A 19,030-nucleotide genomic window follows, 5' to 3' on the forward strand; every position below is an offset into this window, starting at 1 on the left:
GCCTTCACCGTCGACCTCCTATAGTTGCCTGAGGTAACTTTACCGCCGTCAACTGGAAGGTTTCCGAACGTTTAGTTCGCCAGGTGCGTCGGAGCGAACAGCCGCAGCAGCGTCTGTACAACCACCACGTTCGGCCCATCCTGCGCGAAGGATTCTTCAAGTGCCTGCCGGACCCCTTCCGGATTTGTCCGGCGCGCCGGCACTCCGAAGGACTCTGCCAGCTTCACGAAGTCCGGACCGGCAAGCTCCGTGGCCGTTGCCTTCCCAAAGGCATCCACCATGTACTCGCGCAGCACTCCGTAGCCGCCGTCGTCCACAATCAGCCAGGTCACCGGAAGGTCGTGCTGGCGGGCGGTGGCAAGTTCGGCAATTGAGTACATTGCCGATCCGTCACCTGAGACAGCCAGGACCCGTTCCCGGGTTCCCACCGCAGCGCCAAGGGCACCAGGGTAGCCGTAGCCCAGCCCGCCGGCGCCCTGTGCCGAGTGGAACTGGCCGGTCCCGGCGTCCCAGCAGCTCCAGGCCCAGTAGGCGGCGATGGTCATGTCCCAGAAGGTCTGCATCCCGGCCGGTACCGCGGCGCGGATGTCCGCCATGAATTTCCGTTCCAGGTCCAGGTCCTGGGCGTCCAGGCGCGCAGTGATCCGGGCCAGGGTATCTGCGGTGAGATCTTCAGCGGTTTTTCCGTGCCAGTCCGGGATCGCATCCCGAACCGGCAGTGCGGCGTCGAGTGCCGTCAATGCCTGGCCGGCGTCGGCCCGGATGCCAAGGGCAGGTCCGTTTGATTCAAGCACCCGGGGCTCGGCATCGATCTGGATAATGCGTCCGCGCGGGGCGAAGGTGAAGTAGTTGGAGGTGATCTCACCCAGCGAAGAACCGATCACCAGCAGGACGTCAGCGTCTTCCAGCAGGTCCGTTGCATATCTGTCCTCAACCCAGGACTGCAGGGACAGCGGATGGTTCCACGGGAACGCCCCCTTTCCGCCTGGCGTGCAGATCACCGGGGCGTGGAGCTTCTCAGCCAGGGAGAGCAGGGACTCCTCGGCATGGCCCCGGCGGGTGCCGCCGCCGGCTATGATCGCCGGGCGCTGCGCGGAGCCAAGCCATTTCACGGCCTCGGTCACCAGCTCGCTGCGCGGCGGGTTGTCGAAAGGCTCCGCGAGCGCGTCCTCAACAGCAGGAACCATCACCGGTGCCAGCAGCACGTTTTGCGGCACCTCGACCCAGACCGGCCCCATGGGCGCGGAAATCGCTTCAGTCCAGGCGTCCTGGATGGCCGAGGGGATTCCGGAGGCGTGCTGGATCAGGCGCTGGCTCTTGGTGACGTTGGCAGCGGAGGCTTTCTGGTCATCAAGCTGGTGCAGCATCCCGCGCCGCCGGGCACCCAGGCCTTCGATGGGGATCTGGCTGGCCACCACAACCATGGGCACGCCGGTGGCATACGCTTCCTGCAGCCCGGCCAGCGAGGTCAGGGCACCGGGTCCGGTGGAGAGGAACAGGACGCCGACCGTTCCCGTGGCACGGGTGAAGCCGTCCGCGGCGAAGGCGGCATTGTTCTCCACCCGGGAGGACACAAACTCCAGGGTCGAGCGCGAGAGGGCATCAAAGAGGCCCAGGGCATGCTGGCCCGGGATGCCGAAGACCGTGGTTGCGCCGAGTGCTTCCAGGGTTTCGACCACCAGATCCCCGCCGTTGCGCACCGCAGTGCCCGCTTCAGCGCTCATGAGTTCAGGCCCATCAGTGTGATGAGGTCGTAGGCCACGTGGGAGGCGGCGACGGCGGTGATGTCCGCGTGGTCGTAGGCGGGCGCCACTTCCACCACGTCAGCGCCGATGAGGTTCAGTCCGCGCATGCCGCGCAGGATTTCAAGCAGTTCGCGGCTGGTGATGCCGCCGGCTTCCGGGGTGCCGGTACCCGGGGCATGGGCGGGGTCCAGCACATCGATGTCCACGGAGATGTAGAGCGGCCGGTTCCCGATGCGGTCGCGGAGTTTCGCCACTACTTCGTCGACTCCCTGCCGGAACACATCGGAGCTGGTGACGATGCCAAAGCCAAAACGGCGGTCATCTTCCAGGTCCTTCTTGCCGTACAGCGGGCCGCGGGTACCCACATGGGAGATCGCTTCGGTATCCAGGATCCCTTCCTCCACCGCACGGCGGAACGGCGTGCCGTGGGTGTACTCGGCGCCGAAGTAGGTGTCCCAGGTATCCAGGTGCGCATCGAAGTGCAGCAGGGCCACTGGTTCCCCGGCCCGCTCGGCAGCTGCGCGGAGCAGCGGCAGGGCAATGGTGTGGTCCCCGCCGAGTGTCAGCAGCCGGGTGCCGTCTTCGGTCAGGTCCAGCGCTCCGGCCTGGATGGTCTCGATGGCCTCATTGATGTTGAACGGGTTGACCGCCAGATCTCCGGCGTCCGCTACCTGCAGGTTGGCGAACGGTGACGTGTCCTGGGCGGGGTTGTAGGGGCGCAGCAGCCGGGACGCTTCACGGATATGGTTGCCGCCGAACCGGGCACCTGGCCGGTAGGAGACACCGGTGTCGAACGGCACGCCAACCACAGCGACGTCGGCCCGGCCTACCTGGTCAAGCCGCGGAAGACGGGCATAGGTCGCTGCCCCGGCATAGCGGGGAACCTGGGCGGCGTCGATCGGCCCCACCCTGCCGTTGGTGGTGATGCGCGGCTGGTTTTGGGGCATGTCCACGGTGGTGATTCTCCGGTTCGTTTCGCCGAGCCGGCCCGGGTCTGCCGCGGGCCGTCAAGTTATCTAATAGGAATCAAATGTTTATCGGAAGGCTAAAGTGGAACACCTATCGGCGTCAAGACTAGGCTGTGACTATGGCGGACAGGGTTTCCTATGCGAACAATGATGGAATGAACTACGACGTCGACGTCCTGATCGTGGGTGCCGGACCGACCGGGCTGGCGCTGGCAGCCCAGCTGGCCGGCTACGGAACGAGCTTTAGGATCATCGACCGCAGGCAGGGTCCCTCGACCCAGTCCAGGGCACTGGCCGTGCAGCCGCGCACGCTGGAAGCGCTGCGCCCGTTCGGAATCAGTGCCGAGATGGCACAGGCCGGAACCCCCGCCCACCAGCTGCATCTTCACCTGCCTGAAGAGACGGTCCAGATAGGCCTGTTCGACATCGGAATCGAAGACTCGGCCCACCAGCAGCTGCTGTTCCTTCCCCAGTCCGAAACCGAGCGCATCCTGCTGCGCTACCTGGGCAGCCGCGGCGTGCGCGTGGAGCGTGGCGCCGAGCTGCTGGAGCTGGACCGCCTGGTCCCGGATGACCCTTTCGCCGGCGTCGAGGCCCGCGTGCAGCGCCAGGACCGCGGCATCGACCGGATCCGCGCACGCTACGTGGTGGGTGCGGACGGCGCCGAGAGCACCGTTCGCCGCCGGGCGGGAATGGATTTCCGCGGCTCCGGCTACGCTGACACCTTTGTCCTGGCCGATCTGGAGGTCGACGGCGCCGCGCCCGGCGCAGTGCACGCCTACCCGACTGACGACGGCTTTATGGTGCTCTTCCCGCTTGGCCAGCCGGCGTCCTGGCGCATGATCAGCCTTAAGGAGCGCGGGGACAACAGCGCGACGACCCTCGAATACCTGCAGGGCATCGCAGACAAGTTCTCCGGCGGCGGCCTGTTGCTGCACGATCCGAAGTGGATCAGCAGCTTCCGGCTTTCCCACCAGATGGCCGAGTTTTTCCAGTCCGGCTCCGTCTTCCTGGCCGGCGACGCCGCCCACGTCCACTCGCCCGTGGGCGGACAGGGCATGAACACCGGCATCCAGGATGCGCTGAACCTGGGCTGGAAACTCGCCCTCGGGGCGCGGGGCCTGGCCGCTGACGAGCTAATCGACAGCTACGACGCCGAACGCCGGCCGGTTGCCCGCGGCATCGTGGGCTTCACTGACCGGCTGTTCAAGCTCGCCACCAGCCGCAGCGCGCTGAAGAAACTTCCCCGCACCAAGCTGCTGCCCGCCCTGGCGCCGTCGCTGGCGGCCAGTGAGCGCCTGCGCAGCCGTGCGTTCCGCACCATGTCCCAGCTGGGCATCCACTACCGCGGCAGCGCCATGACCGCCACGGGCGCCAACCGCCTGCCGGCTGTGCTCGCCTCCGGTCCGCGGCCGGGCGACCGGCTGCCCGACGCCGTCGTGCACTACCAGCAGAAGGAACGCCGCCTGCAGGACCTGGTGTCCGCTCCGGGCTTCCACGTCCTGCTCACCGGGCCGGGCTGGCCGGAAGACACCCCGCAGCAGCTCCACGCTGCGCTGGCCGGGCTTGGCCGGCTGCTCAGCGTGCAGCGCCTGGTGGTCGGCAGCACACTCACGGCCTCCGGGCCGGGCATCATCGAGGACGTCAGCGGGCTGGCGTTTGAACGGCTTGGCCTCTCACCCCGGCGGCCCGAGGTGCTGGTAATCCGCCCCGACGGGTACATCGGCTACCGATCGTCCGGAACGGATATCAACGGTGCGGTGGCTTACCTGGAACGGCTGACCGGGCCAGGCGCACGGTCTTCACTTCAAACGGCCTGAAGCCCAGCTCCCAGCGGCCGTCCCGGCGGCGGAGCAGTTCTGCGCCGGTGTCCCGTTCGAGCAGATCAGCGGGCACTGCACTCCGGGCCGGGAAACCGGCTGTGAGGAGCGCCTTCGTGTGCCCGCCGAGGGACTCGTAGAGCCGCAGGACAACGTCGCCGGAGCGGTCGTCCGCCAGCTTGACGGCCTCCACCAGCACACTGCCGGGAGTGAGGACTGCCAGCGGAGGGATACTTTCAGCGCCGGCACCGCTGACCGTACGCAGGGGCAGGTTCAGCCGGTACCCCTCCTGCACAGCCTCGGCCACGGTTGCGTCCGGACGCAGCGCGAACCGGAACGTGTGCCTGCCCTGGTCGGCGCCGGGATCCGGAAAGAGCGGAGCACGCAGCAGGGAGGCGCGCAGCAGGGTGCCGGTGCCGGCGTCCCGGGAACCGGTCCGGGAAATGTCGTAGCCGTACGTCGAGTCATTCGCCAGGGCCACTCCCCTGCCGTGCTCCCCGGCATGCACCCAGCGGTGGGCGGGCGCCTCGAAGCGGGCGTGGTCCCAGGAAGTGTTGGCATGGGTGGGGCGCTGGATGTGCCCGAACTGGATTTCCGCCGTCGCCCGGTCAGCCAGCACTGCCACTGGGAAGCCGAGTTTCAGCAGCTTCTGCTCTTCATGCCAGTCCACGTCGATTTCGAGGTCGAGCGCCCGCCCGTTCGGGCTCAGGGAGATCCTCTGGCGCAGTGATGATCGGCCGAAGGCGCAGTTCAGCACCAGAGAGTCCCCGTCCCGGGAGAGTTCTCCGCGCAGCGAGAGCGCATCGGCGCGGTCTGCGGCGTCGATGTCCCAGGCGTCCCACTGGTTGGGCGTGTCGCGGAAGAGCTGGAAGTGGTTTGCTTCTTCGCCGGGGACCACCAGTTCGCGGCCGCTCTCACCGCGCAGCGAGGTAAGGGTGCCGGTGGCGCCGAAGCGGGCCGTGAGGTGGTCGGAGGACAGTTCCCAGCCGCCGTCGTGCGCCTGGAACCGAGCGGCGGCCGGCGCCGCGGGCTCCGCGGCTGCGCCCATCGCAGCGATGCCCCGCAGGGCGACTGGTGCCGCGTTGAACACCAGCGGCCTGCTTCCCTCCTGCGCCAGTGCCCGCTGGGCCCGGTCAATGATCCGCTCGAGATGCTCTGCCGTTTCGGCGTACGCCCGTTCGGCGTCCCGGTACACCCAGGCGATGGAGGATCCGGGCAGGATGTCATGGAATTGCCCCAGCAGCACGGTTTTCCAGGCGGTTTCAAGCTCCTGGTAAGGGTAGTCCGTGCCGCAGCGGACGGCAGCGGACGCGGCCCAGAGCTCAGCTTCCCGGAGCAGGGCCTCACTGCGCCGGTTGCCGCGTTTGGTCCGGGCCTGGGACGTGTAGGTGCCGCGGTGGAACTGAAGATACATCTCTCCCGACCACACCGGAGGATCAGCGTAGTCGGCTTCCGCGGCGGAAAAGAACGCCTGCGGGCTGGACAGCTGCACCTGCGGGGAACCTTCCAGCGAGGCGGTGCGGTGCGCGGCGGCGAGCATCTCCCGGGTTGGACCGCCGCCGCCGTCGCCCCAGCCGAAGGGAACCAGGGAGAGGTTCGTGGCACCCTTTTCGCGGAACTGCCGCTCAGCGCGGGCCAGCTCCTGGCCGGTCAGCGCCGAGTTGTAGGTATCCACCGGCGGGAAGTGGGTGAACACCCGGGTGCCGTCGATTCCCTCCCAGAGGAACGTGTGGTGGGGCATCACGTCGGATTCGTTCCAGCTCAGTTTTTGGGTGAGGAACCAGCGGGACCCGGCCGCCCGGATCAGCTGCGGCAGTGCCCCGGAGTAGCCGAAGGAATCGGGCAGCCAGACGTCCAGCGGTTCGACGCCGAAGGCTTCCAGAAAGTACCGCTTGCCGAAGGTGAACTGGCGGACCAGTGATTCCCCGGAGGGCAGGTTGGTGTCCGCTTCGACCCACATGCCTCCCGCCGGGACAAAGCGTCCTTCTGCGACCCTTGCCGCCACACGGGCAAAGAGCGCCGGATGGTCTTCCTCGAGCCAGGCGTACTGCTGGGCCGAAGATGCCGTGAACACGAAGTCCGGGTCCGTCTCCATCAGGGCGAGCACATTGGCGAAGGTGCGTGCCACCTTCCGGCGGGTCTCGCGCACGGGCCACAGCCAGGCACTGTCAATGTGGGCGTGCCCGACGGCGTGGATCCGGTGCGCGCTGGCCGCAGCGGGCGCGCTGAGGGCTGGTTCGAGCAGCTTCCGCGCGGCTGCGGCCGTACCGGACACGTCCTGCGGGTCGACGGCGGCAGCGGCGCGTTGAAGCGCCCGCAGCAGTTCGTGCCGGCGCGGGGAGTCCATCGGAAGTTCGTGCATCAGACCCCAGAGCACGGAGAAGTCCTGGGCCAGCTCATGGACCTGCACATCGAGCAGTGCGGTCTCGGCCCGGCGGAACACGTAGAGCGGGCCGCTGCCTGCCGTGTCCGGGCTGCCCAGCGGAGTGGGCAGGAAGCTGAAGTCCCCAATCACGTTCGGGGTCGCAGCGGCTTCCACCCAGAGCAGCAGGCCGGCTCCCGGTTCCTGGGACAGCGGGACAGCCATGTTGGTGGATTCGAGCGCCTTAAGCACGTTCCCTTCGGCGTCGTAGACCAGCCCCTCGGCCTGGAAGCCGGGCATATCGGTGCTGAATCCCAGGTCGATCAGCGCTTCCGGCACCAAGCCCGGCTCTGCAGCGGGCACCGTGCCGGACAGCCGGAACCAGGTGGTTCCCCAGGGCCGGCCCCAGCGGGCCCCCGGGGACACCGGCGTGTATTCCTGGGCGGTTGCTTCCGCGAAAGTCACCGGCTCCCCGGGGCAGTTCCACGCGGCGGCCTGCAACGGCACGGGAGACGTCCAGAGGTGCGGCGGCAGCCGCTGGGCCAGAAATCGGGCAATGCGGCGTTCAGTCAGCTCACGGTCCGGGTGCATGCGCCAACTCTGCTCGCCGCGGCACCCGGTTGGGAAGGGAGCTAGGCGGAGCCGGGGCTGACCAGCGTCCAGATCACCACGGCGGAGGCCAGCGGGTCCGGGTTGCGCCAGGAATGCGGTTCCCTGCCCGGGAATGTCACGGTGTCCCCTGCCGTGAGGTTCATGGTCTCGGCGGTGAAAACCAGTTCAAGCCGGCCTTCGGCGACGTGGAGCACCTCGACGTCGCAGTCCACTGAGTACAGATCGGATTCGCCGGTGCCCCCGGGCGCAATCTCCGAACGGATCACCTGGACCCGGCGTTCAGTGCGCGGAGTGATGAGCCGTTCGTTGATGCCGTTGCCGCCAAGGTTGATTCCCGGCGCATCCGGCCAGCGGACGAGCGTGGTCTGCGGCGGCAGGAACAGGTCCCCGATGGAGATGGAGAGCACCTGGCAGAGCGTTACCAGGGAGGCTACCGACGGTGAGGTGAGGTCCCGTTCCACGCGGCTGAGGAAACCCTTGGTCAGTCCGGTGGAATCTGCCACTTGCTCAATAGTGAGGTGGCGGGCCTGCCGGGCAGTGCGGATCCGGGAACCGATGGCAATGGGCGCATTGCTTGGTTCGACCGAAAGAGCCTTCATCAGCGCAGCCGTCCTCTCGTTCCCTCTTCAGCTGCCTCCGGGACCCGGACGGCAGTGCCTGCGGCCGTACCGACCGCCATAAGTCGCGGCGGATGCGGCACATTTCACCCTAATTGACCCGTGGTTCAGCGGCGCATTAGCGTGAATAAACAATAGTTTTCGAACATAGAACGCCGGTGTTTGCCGGCCCCCGGTACCGCACCGGGTCCGGACGGTTAATCCCCTGCCCGTCCGGCCCCGGTGCTTCCCATTTCAGGGGTGTCCAGGTCCTGCTCGGGTGAGGCGACCTCCGCCACTTCTTCGGGATCGCCGGTGTCTTCCCCGGTCCAGACCTTGATCACGGCCCAGCCGACGGCGGCAATCGGGACCGAGAGGATCGCACCGATGATGCCGGCGAGGATCGTTCCGGCGGTCAGCGCCAGCAGGATGACCAGGGCATGGATGCTCAGCGTCCTGCCCATGACCACGGGCTGCAGGAAGTTGCCCTCGAGCTGGTTCACCGCGATGATCACGATCACCACAACCAGGGCCACGACCGGCCCGTTGGCTACGAGGGCGATCAGCGCAGCCAGGACGCCGGCGGCGGTGGCGCCAACCAGCGGAATGAAGGATCCAACGAACACGATTACTGAAAGCGGCAGCGCCAGCGGCACTCCGAGGATGAACAGCGCGGCACCGATGCAGATGGCATCCACAGCTGCCACGATCGCGGTGCCGCGGACATAGCCGCCCAGCACCTCCATGGTCCGTGCTCCGGCCAGGGCCATCTTGTCCCGTCGTTCGCCTCGGAACCAGCGCAGGATGAAGGCCCAGATCTTGTCCCCGTCCTTGAGGAAGAAGAACAACACCACAGCCATCAGGGCAAACCCGGTGACGAAGGAGCCTGCTGCCGAGATGCCGGCGATGGCCCCGTTGCCCACGGTGGAGGACGTCGCGAAATCAAGGACAGCGTCCCGGGCGCCGGAAACTGCCGAGTCGTCTACTGCGAAGGGCCCGTCCTGGACCATGGAGTACAGCTTGTCGAATCCGGCCACCGCCTGGTCCACCAGGGTGGACCACTCGCTGCGAACCGCGAAGACGATCCCGGTGATGAGTCCGCCGAATACCGCCAGGAGCAGCAGGAATGACGTGCCGGTGGCCAGCGCACCCGGCCAGCCCTTGCGGCGCAGCCAGTTCACGAACGGCGCGATCGCCGCTGCCAGGATCAGGGCGAGCAGCAGCGGAATGACCACCAGGGTCACTCGGGTCAGGCCGTAGACCGCCACACTGACCAGCAGCAGGACCAGCAGCAGCTGGGCTGAGCGCAGGGCCGCATGGCCCAGGCCGTCGTTCCAGTGTCCCGTCAGCCGTTTCGACTCGGACACGTTCGGACTGGAGCCGGGCTGGCTGTCCATTGAATTCCCCCGTCTAGGTTGTAGGTCCGGCCTCGTGGCCGGTTCCCTTGTGCAGCAGCGACTCTTTGACGTGTCTCCGGAGCACCTTGCCGATCAGTGACCTGGGCAGGTCCGGAATCTGCACGATGCGGCGCGGCACCTTGTAGGCTGCCAGTTCCGCCCGCACATAGGATCGCAGTTCATCGGCGTCGAACTTCATGTCAGGACGGGCGACGACGGCGGCCACCACGTCTTCCCCGCCGCCGGTCCGGGTCAGGCCTACGACGGCGGCTTCCGCTACGGCCGGGTGGCGCTTGAGCGCTTCCTCGACCTCGGAGGGAGAAACGTTAAAGCCGCCGGTAATAATCAGTTCCTTGATCCGGTCCCGGATGGTGACGAAGTCGTCGTCATCCACCGAGACGATATCACCGGTGCGGAACCAGCCGCCGTCGAGCAGTGCAGCCCGGGTTTCCGCCGGTTTGTTCCAGTACCCCTGGAACACCTGCGGCCCGCGGATCAGCAGCTCCCCGGCTTCACCGCGGCGGCGTTCCTTGGTGGGATCCTCCGGATCCACCACCTTGATGTCAGTCAGCGGGAACGGCACGCCAACAGTGCCGGCCTTGCGGGTGGGACCCATCGGGTTGCCCAAGGCGACCGGTGACGTTTCGGTCAGGCCGTACCCCTCGATCAGGTAGCCGCCGGTTGCCTTCTCCCAGGCATCCACCGTTGCGGCCGGCAGGTTCATGGCCCCGGAAATGGCGAAGCGCACGCCTTTCAGGGAGATGCCCTGCTCCTTCGCCCCCGCCACGATCCGGTCATAGATCGGCGGCACTGCAGGCAGGAACGTGGGCGGGGTCTTCTTGGCCGCCTTCAACACCAGGTCCACGTCGAACTTCGGGAACAGGACCAGCTTGGCACCGATGCTCATGGCGAAGGTGAGGCTGAGAGTCAGGCCGTAGGCGTGGAACATCGGCAGGACACCGTAGACGGTTTCCTTGCCCAACCGCAGCCCCGGAATCCACGCCCGGCCCTGGGCCGCGTTGGCCAGGAGGTTGGCATGGCTGAGCATGGCACCCTTTGGATCCGCCGTGGTGCCGGAGGTGTACTGGATGGCAGCGAGGTCTTCCGCCTTCGGGTGCGGATGACGGCGCGGCAGCGGCCGGTGGTCCAGCAGCTCCTTCCAGGGAACTATCCGGCGCCCGGCGCTGCGGGGTTTCTTTTCCGGAGCCAGGGCACTGCGGCTGCGGCGGGCCGCCGGAAGGGGAAGCTTCAGCGCCAGCCGGGTGGTACGGGGCATGGCGCTGATCAGGTCAATCGAGACAATGGTGCGTACCGGGATATCCGCCGGCAGGGCCTGAATCCTGTCCGCAACCTTGTCCCAGACAATGGCAACCGTGGCGCCGTGGTCTTCGAACTGGTGGCGGAGTTCGCGGTCGGTGTACAGCGGGTTGTGCTCCACGACCACTGCGCCCAGGCGAAGCACAGCGTAGAAGGCCACCACGTGCTGCGGGGCGTTGGGAAGGACCAGGGCCACACGGTCCCCGGGCCCCACGCCCAGGCGCTTCAGGCCGGCAGCGGCACGCCGGATCTGCTCGCCCATTTCACGGTAGCTGGTGGTGGCGCCAAAGAACTGCAGGGCCGGCTTGGAACCGTACCGGCTGATGGATTCCTCCACCATGTCAACCAGCGAGCCTTTAGGCAGCTGGAGGTTTTGCGGCACGCCTTCGGCGTAGTGGCGCATCCACGGCCGGTGAAAATCAGGAAATCCCTTGGAAGCTTTACTCACGCTTTGAACTCTATCCGTTGCTCGGCCGTGCTCAGGTACCCGGCCAGGGGGTGGTAGACCTGCATTCTTTCGTTCACTCTCCTAGGAGAATTCCGACTGGTCTGGGCTACACTAAAAAGCTGAAGGGGAGTAGCTCCGGTACATATCCAATCTTAGTTTCGGCTTTGGCCGCATCGAAAATTGGACCTGGTTCCGAGGCCTGTCGACATACTGGCTGCACCAGCAGCCCGGCAGTCCACCCGCGGTGCACGGCATCGGGGCGAGCGAGACCTTCGGTCAGTTTTCGATTGCTGGCCGGAGCCTCCCTGCCCGCTCCGGCCATGACCAGGAGCGTGTGTGAAAAACCAGTCAGCCCACGGGGATTCTCCCCCTGAGCGTCCCCAGCCCAGCCCGGCCGAGCGCCGCCGGTGGCGGCAATACCTGGCCGATGAAAAGGCCGAAGCAGCCACTTACCGCTACCTCGCCGAGCGCCGTGAAGGCGAAGAGCGGGACATCCTGCTGGCTCTGGCCGAGGCCGAGGGCAGGCATGAGGCGCACTGGCGGCAGCTGCTTGGCCCGGACGCAGACAAACCGATGCGCCCCTCCCTGCGCAACCGCGCCCTTGGCCTGCTGGCCCGCCGGTTCGGGTCAGTGTTTGTGCTGGCCCTGGCCCAGCGCGCTGAAGGCCGCTCCCCCTACAGCGACGACCCCAACGCCACCAGTGCCATGGCTGCCGATGAACAGATTCATGAAGAGGTGGTGCGTGGTCTCGCGACCCGCGGCCGCACCCGGCTTTCCGGGAACTTCCGGGCCGCCGTGTTCGGCGCCAACGACGGCCTGGTCTCCAACCTGGCCCTGGTCATGGGCATCGGCGCCACCGGCGTCTCCAGCACGTTTGTGCTTTTCAGCGGCATTGCCGGCCTGCTGGCCGGTGCCCTTTCCATGGGTGCCGGTGAGTACGTATCGGTGCGCTCCCAGCGGGAACTGCTCGAAGCGTCCCGGCCCACGCAGATAACCCTGTCCGCAGCCAAGTCGCTGGACATCGACGCCAACGAACTGGTTCTGGTCTACCGGGCCCGCGGCATGTCCAGGGAAGCCGCCGAACACCGCGCAGCGGAACGCATGGGCCTGTATTCCTGCGACTGCGACCCGTCCCTGTCCCTGCAGCCGGAAAAGATGGAGGAGACCGGCACGGACGAACACGAGACGGTCGGCACCGGCCTCGGAGCAGCGATTTCCAGCTTCTGCTTCTTCGCCTCCGGTGCCATCATCCCCGTTATCCCGTACCTGTTCGGGATGAGCGGGGTCGCCGCCGTCGTCCTCTCCTGCACGCTGGTGGGAATCGCCCTGGTGCTGACCGGCAGCGTCGTGGGCCTGCTTTCCGGAGCTTCCCCGCTCAAGCGCGGCCTGCGCCAGCTGGCCATCGGCCTGGGTGCGGCAGCGGTGACCTACCTGCTGGGAATGGTGTTCGGCACCACCGTCGCCTAGCCCCTTCCAATCCCAATCCCAATCCCAATCCCAACGAGATTACAGAAACTGCCCGTATGAGCGCTCATACGGGCAGTTTCTGTTATCTGGATGTAGCGTCTGCTCAGCGCGGCGTGGACGCGCTGACCTGCCGCAGCTCGGTGGTGCTGGGGCCGTTGCCCTCGTCCTCCGTGCTGATAAGCACGTTGCCTTCACCGATGGCCTCGGGCATCACCTCCGGCTCCAGGCGGGTGGCGAGCGGCTTTTCCTTGATGAACAGGCACAGGATCGTTGCCACGACGGCCATGGGAACCATAAAGAGGAACAGCGGAATCAGGGCCTCGTTGTAGGACCGGATGATGATGTCCTGGATTGCCTCCGGCAGTTCGTGGACAAGCTTCGGCGTGAGCGAGTTGCCGCCTCCGGTCGCTGCCGCGGCGCTGGCCGGAAGCCGGTCCGCGAGCAGGTCGGAGAGCCGGTGCGCGAACAGGCTGCCGACGACGGCGGAGCCCAGGGTTGCGCCGATCTGGCGGAAGTAGTTGTTCGCTGCGGTAGCAGTGCCCACCTGCCGCATGGGGAAGGAGTTCTGCACCACCAGGACCAGGATCTGCATGTTCAGGCCCAGGCCGAGGCCCAGGACGCCGATGTACACACACAGCTGCCAGACCGGGGAGTCCGCCGTGATGGTTCCCATCAGGAACAGGGCCAGGACCATGATGGCGGAGCCCGCAATGGGCATCCACTTGTAGCGTCCGGTCTTGGAGACCAGGGAACCGGAGAGCACCGAGCTGAAGAGCAGGGCGCCCATCATCGGGATCATCAGCATGCCCGCCTCGGTGGCGCTGGCGCCGGTGGCCATCTGCAGGTACGTGGGCAGGTAGCCGATGGCACCGAACATCGCCACGGAGGTAAGCAGGCCCGAGGCGGTGGAGAGGTTGAAGTTGCGGTCGCGGAAAAGCTCCATGGGAATGATCGGTTCCGCGGTACGGCGTTCGACCATCACGAAAACGACGGCGGAGATGATGGTTCCGCCGATCAGGCCCAGGATTACCGGGTCGGACCACTCATAGGTGCTGCCGCCCCAGCTGCTGACCAGGACCAGGCCGGTGGTGGCCAGGGCGATGAAGACCATGCCCCACAGGTCGATCTTGGGACGTGACGTGACCGCGCGCGGCTTGAGGAAGAACAGGGCACCGAGCAGTGCCAGGAGACCCACGGGAATGTTGAACCAGAAGGTCCAGCGCCAGCCCGGCCCTTCAGTGAGCCAGCCGCCGATCAGCGGGCCGACCACTGAGGAGAACGCAAACACGCCGCCCATCCAGCCCATGTACTTGCCGCGCTCACGCGCCGGAACGACGTCGGCGATGATGGCCTGGGAGAGGATCATCAGGCCGCCGGCACCAATGCCCTGGATAACCCGGGCAACGATCAGCCAGGTCATGTCCGGGGACAGCGCACCGACAACCGAGCCGGCCAGGAAGATAATGATCGCTGCGACCAGCAGGTACTTGCGGCCGATCAGGTCGCCCAGCTTGCCGTAGATCGGCATCATCACGGTGGAAGCCAGGATGAAGGCCGTGATCACCCAGAGCATCAGGTTGGCACCGTTGAGTTCACCCACGATGGTGGGCAGGGCGGTGCCGAGGATGGTCTGGTTCAGCGCCGAGAGGAGCATGGCCAGCACCAGTGCGGTGAAGACCAGCACCAGGCTGGGTTTTTTCCCGTTGCCCGCAGGCGCTGCAGCGGCAGCTGTTTTTGTCATAGGAGTTCCTTGAAGACGTCTCTGAGCAGTTCCAGGCCCTGATCAAGGGCTTGGAACTGGGCGGTGGAGGTGGGGGTAGACCAGGTTTTCTGCATCACGTACCGCATCTGCGTGCTGGCCGTGAGGACAATCGTGAAGGCGACGTCGTCGACGTCGTGCCCGTGCCAGGGTGAGTTCGCCGGCTGCTCGCGCCAGCGGCGGGAGTCCGCGAGCTGGCTGCGCACCGTCTCAAGGACAAGCTGCTCGACCTTGAGGATGTACTGGTAGCGGCGGTGGCGCAGGTGCGGATAGGCCTCGTAGATGCGTCCGCGGAGTTCGGCTGAGTCGTCACCGCCCTGGATGGTGCGCAGGACGGACAGCATAAGCCGGCTGACTTCGGTGAGGAGATCGCCCTCAATATCGAAGGCTTCCAGCATGGCCGGCTCAACCGACGGTTCCGTCAGACCGAGGACGGCATCTTCCTTGCACGGGAAGTAGTTGAAGAAGGTCCGGGTCGAGACACCTGCCTCGTCCGCTACTACTTCAACGTTGACCCCTTCCAGACCGTCTTTCAGCGCCCGCCGGGCGGCAGCGGCATGCAGCGCGGCCCAGGTCTCGGCGCGTTTACGGTCGCGGAGGGAAAGTAGTTGACTCACCGAACTACTTTGTCACTACTCACAAATTTTCACAACTGCAAAATTGCAGTTGTGCAAGAAGTCACAGCATGCGTGGACCTGGCTAGGGCTTCAGCATCACCTTGACGGCCTTGCGCTGGTCCATGGCTTCGTAGGCTTTGGGGGCCTCTTCCAGTGAGAGCACGGAGTCGAAAACCCTGCCCGGGCGGATCTTTCCCGCCAGAACGTCCTCCAGCAGTTCCGGCAGATACGTGCGCACCGGTGCCATGCCGCCGCCCACCGTGATGTTTTTGGCGAACAGGACGCCGATCGGCAGTTCCGCTCCCCCGGCAGGGACACCCACAAAGCCGACCCGGCCGCCGGGACGGGTGCAGCGCAGGGCCTGGTCCATCGACTCCGCCGTGCCAACGCACTCCAGCACGGCGTCGGCCGGCACACCGCCAAGCAGTTCCCGCACCCGGGCAGCGCCTTCCTTGCCGCGTTCGGCAACGACGTCCGTGGCACCGAACTCACGGGCAAGTGCTGCCCGGTCCTCATGCCGGGACATGGCAATGATCCGCCCTGCGCCCAGCCGCGAGGCGGCGAGCACGGCACAGAGCCCGACGGCGCCGTCGCCCACCACCACCACGGTGGCACCGGGAGCCACACCGGCGCTGACCGCGGCGTGGTGGCCGGTTCCCATGACGTCGGAGAGGGTAAGCAGGTCCGACAGCAGAGCGTCATCTGGATCGGTGATCCCCGGAACCTTGACCAGTGTTGCCTCGGCGTTGGGCACCCGGACCGCTTCGCCCTGCGCGCCCTGGACGTAATCACCGTGGGTGTCCTTGCTGCCCCAGCCCACCAGTTCCTCACACGCGACCGTGACGCCCGTGCGGCAGGCCGGGCACTTGCCGCAGTTGCCGGTGAAGGGCGCAATGACGAAGTCACCGGGGGCCAGGGACGTAACGTCCGCGCCCACGCTTTCCACCACACCGACAAACTCATGTCCAATGGCCCGGGGCTGCGGGGTCTCGCGGATTCCGCGGTAGGGCCACAGGTCTGATCCGCACACGCACGCTGCGCTGACCCGCACCACGGCGTCGCTGCCGCGCAGCACCTGCGGGTAGTCCCTGTCCTCAACGCGGATGTCTCCGGGGCCGTGGATGATGGTGGCGCGCATGGCAGCCTTCCTGTTAGCGGGCAGATGTTCGCATACCAGCCTAACGCCGCAAGTGAAAGCCGGTTGCATGGGTAGTTCTCCCCATGTCCACTTTCCGGGTTCGGGTTTAGCGTGAGGGGGAGGGCGGAGTGACAGCGCAGGAGTGACAGCGCAGGAACGAAAGCGCAGCAATCACAGAAACTACAGCGAGCAAAAGGACGGATGGAAGATGCTTAGGCATTGCAAGGGGCTTCCGGCCCGGCTGACTCCACGGCCGCGGCTGCCGCGCACTCTGTGCCGCCGCAACTGGAACCGCATCCCGCGCTGCGTGAACGCAGCATAGGCAACCACTCTCGACAGATTTTCTTCTCACCGGCACAATGCCGCAGATGAGAAGGCCAGATCCACGCTCCTTGTGCGTCGTAGCCGCCGGGATCGTGCTGGTAGCAGGCTCGGCTTCCCCCCAGCCGCCTGCTGCCCCCGCCGCCGGCTGGGGGACCGGCGGCGCCGAACTTACCGCCGCTGAAATCAGCGAAGCGCAGCAGGACACAGCCGGCTCCGTCATCGCGGCGCTGGGCACCTCCGGGTGGACCACGCCGGACGGAAGTGCCGCAGCAGACGGTCTCCCGGCCCCGCATCCGGTTGTTTGTTCCCTCCCCGGGCCGGCTCCGGCAGCGGGGAGCCTCCCCGGCCCAACCGCCGGAGCACGGCGGCATCTGCTTTCGCTCGAGCTCACCGGCCCGCCGCCCGCCTCCCCGGAAAACGCCCGGGACCTGGCCCAGGCGGTCCTGGTCTCGGCCGGCGCCGAGATGCTTTCCGCCCGCACTCCCGGCCCCGGGGCACCGCCCGAGTCCGAGTACACCTTCGCTGCGGTCCATGCCGACGGACTGGTGCTCTTCACGGCCAGTGACTATGCGCAGAAACTGCACCTCACCTCGCACTGCTCCGCAGATCCAGCGCTGGCAGCCGTCGCGGGCACCCCGGCCACCTGAGCCCGTCTCCGCCGGCGCGGGAAAAAATTGCCGGTTTCTGCGGCTGCAACGGCACCCGGACCTTGTCCCGGAATCTTTAGGCACCCTAGTCTCGGGCTACCCTACTGGCCGGTAGCAATGAGCCGGCCTGACAACGTCGTCACAGAAGAGGTTCCCATGCGAAAACTTTCCGGCCTGCTTGTGGCAGGCGCCGTAGCTGCTGTCTCCTTCCTGGCAGCTCCTCCCGCTTCAGCCCTGGCAGAACAGGCTCCGGCCGCACCCCCGGCACCCAAGGTCCGTACCGACGTCGTTGTTCCCTCCTTTGACGGGACGCCAATCCATACCAATTTCTTCCCGGCGCTGGGCCTGCAGGCAGGGGAAAAGGCACCCACCGTCATGGTGGGGCCCGGGTTTGGGCTGCCCGGAAGCCGGATCCCGTCCACCGGCACCAGCACCCTGATCGGCTCCATCGGAATCGCGCCGCTGAGGGAAGCCGGCTATAACGTGGTGACGTGGGATCCGCGCGGGTTCGGCCTCAGCGGCGGGGAAGCGTATGTCAACAACCCTGCCTACGAGGGCCGGGACGGGCAGGCGCTTATCGACTTCATTGCCGAGCAGCCCGAAGCTGAACTGGATGCACCCGGAGATCCGGTGCTGGGCATGGCCGGCGCCTCCTACGGCGGCGGGATCCAGTTTGTCCTCGCCTCGCAGGATAAGCGGGTGGACGCGATCGCCCCGACCATTGCCTGGAACAACCTCACCACGAGCCTGTACAAGGCCGACGCTTTCAAATCGGGCTGGGGCACACTGCTCTGCCTGGAGGGAACGGTTACCGGGCAGCTGGGCGAACTTGTTGGCAACAGCGGCGCGCTGGCCGCGCCGGTGCGCAAGGCATGCCGGGAGGGAATGCGCTACCCGAACACCCTGAGCCCGGAGTCCCTGGCCTACTTCGAATCCCTGACCCCGCAAAGCATGTTCACCTCCATCACGGCTCCCACCCTGATCATCCAGGGCACCGTGGACACCCTGTTCACCCTCGATGAAGCCACCCGGAACTACAACCTGATCAAGTCCACGGGCACCGAGGTGAAGATGCTGCAGTTCTGCGGCGGACACGGACTGTGCTCATCCGGCGTGGCCGGGCCGGACCGCATCACCGGCGCGGTGCTGGACTGGTTCAGCAAGCATCTGGACGGCAACGACGTTTCCACCGGACCCGGCTTCGAATTCATCGACCAGCTGGGAACCACCCGGGCGGCCGAGGGATACCCCGCTCCCGTGGGTGCCCTGACCGGGTCGGGTAAGGGAACCCTGCTGCTCTCTCCGGCCGCTGTCAGCGGCGGCGTCATTGCTGCGGCATGGGCACCGGTGGCCGTCAACGCGCCCGTTACGGCACCGGCCGCAGCCACCCAGGTCTTCGGGGCGCCGCAGCTGACGCTGACCTACCGGGGAACCTCCCGGACGCCGGACACGCATGTGTATGCCCAGATCATCGACAAGTCCCGCAGTTCGCTGGTGGCCGGGAACCAGGTGACTCCGGTACCGCTGATCCTGGACGGCACGGAACGGACCATTACCGTTCCGCTGGAAGAGATTTCCTACCTGGTGACGCCGCAGAGCAGGCTGGTGCTGCAGGTGACCCCCAGCTCGTCGGTGTACACGTCCCCAAAGGTCACGGCCCTGACGTCCTTCACGGCGTCGGTCTCGCTGCCGGTGATCGGCAATTACCCGGTAGTGCAGTAGCCGCAGCGTTTGGGGCGCGGGGGGGGGGGGGGGGGGCGGGCGCCCCCCCCCCCCCCCCCACCCCCCCCCCCCCCCCCCCCCCCCCCCCCCC

At 66.7% G+C, this 19,030-nt stretch carries 13 protein-coding genes; 4 read left to right on the plus strand and 9 right to left on the minus strand.

The annotated features are described in order from the left end of the window. Positions 1-71: 71 nt before the first annotated feature. Together TVC13_RS10960 and speB are read right to left on the minus strand one after the other, a co-directional pair. On the minus strand, positions 72-1,724 hold the full coding sequence (locus TVC13_RS10960) for a thiamine pyrophosphate-binding protein (RefSeq protein WP_422401239.1): 1,653 nt from the start codon (positions 1,722-1,724) through the stop codon (positions 72-74). Next, positions 1,721-2,692 carry an agmatinase gene (gene speB, locus TVC13_RS10965; RefSeq protein ID WP_422401253.1) on the minus strand — a complete coding sequence of 324 codons (972 nt, stop codon included), beginning with the start codon at positions 2,690-2,692 and terminating at the stop codon, positions 1,721-1,723. Before speB ends, TVC13_RS10960 begins: the two co-directional genes overlap by 4 nt. 140 nt (positions 2,693-2,832) lie before the next feature. Here speB and TVC13_RS10970 point away from each other — a divergent pair, with 140 nt between their 5' ends. Next, positions 2,833-4,533: an FAD-dependent monooxygenase gene (locus tag TVC13_RS10970; RefSeq protein WP_422401240.1), complete on the plus strand. Its 1,701-nt coding sequence runs from the start codon at positions 2,833-2,835 to the stop codon at positions 4,531-4,533. On the opposite strand, the gene TVC13_RS10975 is transcribed toward TVC13_RS10970, so the two are convergent. The 4 genes from TVC13_RS10975 to TVC13_RS10990 form a co-directional block, all read right to left on the minus strand. Beyond that, positions 4,463-7,486, minus strand: coding sequence for an alpha-mannosidase (locus tag TVC13_RS10975; RefSeq protein WP_422401241.1), 3,024 nt, complete (start codon positions 7,484-7,486; stop codon positions 4,463-4,465). The genes TVC13_RS10970 and TVC13_RS10975 overlap by 71 nt on opposite strands. Positions 7,487-7,527: 41 nt before the next feature. Next, positions 7,528-8,106, minus strand: coding sequence for a helix-turn-helix domain-containing protein (locus TVC13_RS10980; RefSeq protein WP_422401242.1), 579 nt, complete (start codon positions 8,104-8,106; stop codon positions 7,528-7,530). Positions 8,107-8,321: 215 nt separating this feature from the next. Further along, positions 8,322-9,500, minus strand: coding sequence for an AI-2E family transporter (locus TVC13_RS10985; protein WP_422401243.1), 1,179 nt, complete (start codon positions 9,498-9,500; stop codon positions 8,322-8,324). 13 nt (positions 9,501-9,513) lie between these two features. Further along, positions 9,514-11,265, minus strand: coding sequence for a long-chain-fatty-acid--CoA ligase (locus TVC13_RS10990; protein WP_422401244.1), 1,752 nt, complete (start codon positions 11,263-11,265; stop codon positions 9,514-9,516). A 336-nt stretch (positions 11,266-11,601) separates the two neighbouring features. On the opposite strand from TVC13_RS10990, the gene TVC13_RS10995 reads away from it, so the two are divergent. Further along, complete coding sequence (locus TVC13_RS10995) at positions 11,602-12,732, plus strand: VIT1/CCC1 transporter family protein (RefSeq protein ID WP_422401245.1); 1,131 nt, start codon at positions 11,602-11,604, stop codon at positions 12,730-12,732. Positions 12,733-12,835: 103 nt separating this feature from the next. Here TVC13_RS10995 and TVC13_RS11000 read toward each other — a convergent pair whose 3' ends face one another. From TVC13_RS11000 to TVC13_RS11010, 3 genes are all read right to left on the minus strand, one after another. Then, positions 12,836-14,473, minus strand: a complete 1,638-nt coding sequence (locus TVC13_RS11000; protein ID WP_422401246.1) for an MDR family MFS transporter — start codon at positions 14,471-14,473, stop codon at positions 12,836-12,838. Next, positions 14,470-15,108: a TetR/AcrR family transcriptional regulator gene (locus TVC13_RS11005; RefSeq protein WP_422401247.1), complete on the minus strand. Its 639-nt coding sequence runs from the start codon at positions 15,106-15,108 to the stop codon at positions 14,470-14,472. Before TVC13_RS11005 ends, TVC13_RS11000 begins: the two co-directional genes overlap by 4 nt. 82 nt (positions 15,109-15,190) lie before the next feature. Next, positions 15,191-16,246, minus strand: coding sequence for a zinc-dependent alcohol dehydrogenase family protein (locus TVC13_RS11010; RefSeq protein WP_422401248.1), 1,056 nt, complete (start codon positions 16,244-16,246; stop codon positions 15,191-15,193). A gap of 392 nt (positions 16,247-16,638) precedes the next feature. On the opposite strand from TVC13_RS11010, the gene TVC13_RS11015 reads away from it, so the two are divergent. After that, positions 16,639-17,217, plus strand: coding sequence for a hypothetical protein (locus TVC13_RS11015; RefSeq protein WP_422401249.1), 579 nt, complete (start codon positions 16,639-16,641; stop codon positions 17,215-17,217). 156 nt (positions 17,218-17,373) lie between these two features. Next, positions 17,374-18,939 (plus strand): alpha/beta hydrolase, encoded by a 1,566-nt coding sequence (locus tag TVC13_RS11020; RefSeq protein WP_422401250.1) that lies wholly within the window; start codon positions 17,374-17,376, stop codon positions 18,937-18,939. The last annotated feature ends 91 nt before the right edge of the window (positions 18,940-19,030 follow it).

It is taken from the genome of Arthrobacter sp. 3Tela_A, assembly GCF_049311025.1.
Lineage (GTDB): Bacteria > Actinomycetota > Actinomycetes > Actinomycetales > Micrococcaceae > Arthrobacter_B.